The 2,133-nt window shown below is 76.9% G+C and carries 2 protein-coding genes; both read left to right on the forward strand.

What is annotated here, in order from left to right; genetic code table 11:
* Positions 1 to 288, forward strand: a 288-nt coding sequence (locus tag ACFV5N_RS27355; RefSeq protein WP_385605084.1) for a GNAT family N-acetyltransferase, incomplete at its 5' end; no start/stop codon positions are given.
* Between the two features lie 28 nt (positions 289 to 316).
* A complete protein-coding gene (treZ, locus tag ACFV5N_RS27360; RefSeq protein WP_385605087.1) occupies positions 317 to 2,110 on the forward strand; it encodes a malto-oligosyltrehalose trehalohydrolase in 1,794 nt (597 codons plus the stop codon).
* Positions 2,111 to 2,133 lie beyond the last annotated feature (23 nt).

The raw sequence follows: 2,133 nt of genomic DNA on the forward strand, positions 1-2,133 counted from the left end.
AGCTCGCCGCCGAAGGCGCCGAGCGGATCGCGGCCGCCACCGACACCGGCAATGTTCCAGGCCCCGGCCCGCAACCCGAACGGCCCGGTGGTCGGTTTCATCGGTGTGCTGCCCGAGCAGCGCGGCCACGGCTACGCGTACGACCTGCTGGTGGAGTGCACCCGGCAGCTCGCCGCCGAAGGCGCCGAGCGGATCGCGGCCGCCACCGACACCGGCAATGTGCCGATGGCGAAGGCGTTCGCCCGTGCGGGCTATCCGGTGGTCCAGCACCGCTACTGCCTGGCGTGAGGGCGGGGCGGGCCCGAGCATGGTGTCCATGCGCTTCGAGGTGTGGGCTCCCCGGGCCCGCCGGGTCTGGCTGTGGCTCGACGGTACGCGGCGGCCGCTGCGCGAGGACGCGGGCGGCTGGTGGCGTACCGAGGCGGCGGCCGGTCCCGGCACGCGGTACGGCTATGTGCTGGACGAGGAGGACGGTCCGGTGCTGCCCGACCCGCGGGCCCGGCGGCTGCCGGACGGGCCCGAGGGCCCGGCGGCCGTGACGGACCCGGAGGCGTTCCGGTGGCGGCATCCGTGGCCGGGGCGCGGGCTGGCGGGGGCGGTGCTGTACGAGCTGCACACGGGGACGTTCACCCCCGAGGGCACCTTCGACGCGGCGGCGGCCCGGCTGGGGCGGCTGGCGGAGCTGGGGATCACCCATGTGCAGCTGATGCCGGTGTGCCCGTTCCCGGGGCGGCACGGCTGGGGGTACGACGGGGTCGCGCCGTGGGCGGTGCACGAGCCGTACGGCGGCCCGGAGGGGCTGGCGCGGCTGGTGGACGCTGCGCACGGGGCCGGTCTGGGCGTGGTGCTGGACGTGGTGCACAACCATCTGGGGCCCTCGGGCAATGTGCTGCCCCGGTTCGGCCCGTACTTCACCGACCGGCACCACACGCCGTGGGGTTCCGCGGTGAATCTGGACGGCCGGGGCTCGGACGAGGTGCGGGCGTACTTCGCGGGCAGCGCGCTGGCGTTCCTGCGGGACTTCCGGCTGGACGGGCTGCGGCTGGACGCCGTGCACGAGCTGGCGGACGACCGGGCCCGGCCGTTCCTGGCGGAGCTGTCGGAGCGGGTGGACGCGCTGGCGGAGCGCACCGGCCGGCCGCTGTTCCTCATCGCGGAGTCGGACCGGAACGATCCGCGCACGATCGCCGCGCCCGAGGACAACGGTCTGGGGCTGCACGCGCAGTGGAACGACGACTTCCACCACGCGCTGCACGTGGCGCTGACCGGTGAGACCCGGGGCTACTACGCGGACTTCGCGCGGGCGCCGATGGCGGCCCTGGCCAGGACGCTGACGGGCGGCTTCTTCCACGACGGCGGCTACTCGGCCTTCCGGGGCCGGGGCCACGGCCGGGCGCTGGACCGGGCGGCGACGCCGGCGCACCGGCTGGTGGGGTACGCGCAGACGCACGACCAGATCGGCAACCGGGCCCTGGGGGACCGGCTGACGGCGCTGGCCGGTCCCGGCCGGGCGGCGCTGGGGGCGGCGCTGGTGCTGTGCGGGCCGCTGACGCCGATGCTGTTCATGGGCGAGGAGTGGGGGGCGCGTACGCCGTGGCAGTTCTTCACGGATCATCAGGATCCGGCGCTGGCCCAGGCGGTGCGGCAGGGACGGCGGGCGGAGTTCGCGGCGCACGGCTGGGCGGCGGAGGACATCCCCGATCCGCAGGATCCGGCGACCCGGGAGCGGTCGTGTCTGCGGCATCCGGCGGACGCGGAGTACGCGGAGGCCACGGCGTGGTACCGGCGGCTGATCGGGATCCGCCGGGCGCTGCTGCCGCCGGGGCTGCCGCTGGCGGCGGCGACCGTGGAGTACGACGAGGAGGCGCGCTGGCTGACGGTGTGCCACGGCCCGCTGGTGGTGGCGGTGAACTTCTCCCCCGACCGTCCGGCGACGGTGCCGGTGCCGTCGCGCCCGCTGGCGCTGCTGGCGGACACCCTCCGAGTACCCCCGGCGGACCCGGCGGCGGGCCTGCGGCTGCCGCCGGAGTCGGCGGCGGTGCTGGGGCCGGCCGGGGCCCGGGAGGGGACCGGGCGCCCGGCGGCGGGCCGGGGCGCGGGGGCCGGGTGAGCCCGTCCCCGGCCCGCCGGTTG

Origin of the sequence: Streptomyces sp. NPDC059853, assembly GCF_042731495.1 — a bacterium.
In the GTDB taxonomy this organism is placed as follows: Bacteria; Actinomycetota; Actinomycetes; order Streptomycetales; family Streptomycetaceae; genus Streptomyces.

Coding starts and splice junctions, on each gene's coding strand:
- treZ (WP_385605087.1), top strand. CDS start 317: ATGCGCTTCGAGGTGTGGGCTCCCCGGGCCCGCCGGGTCTGGCTGTGG.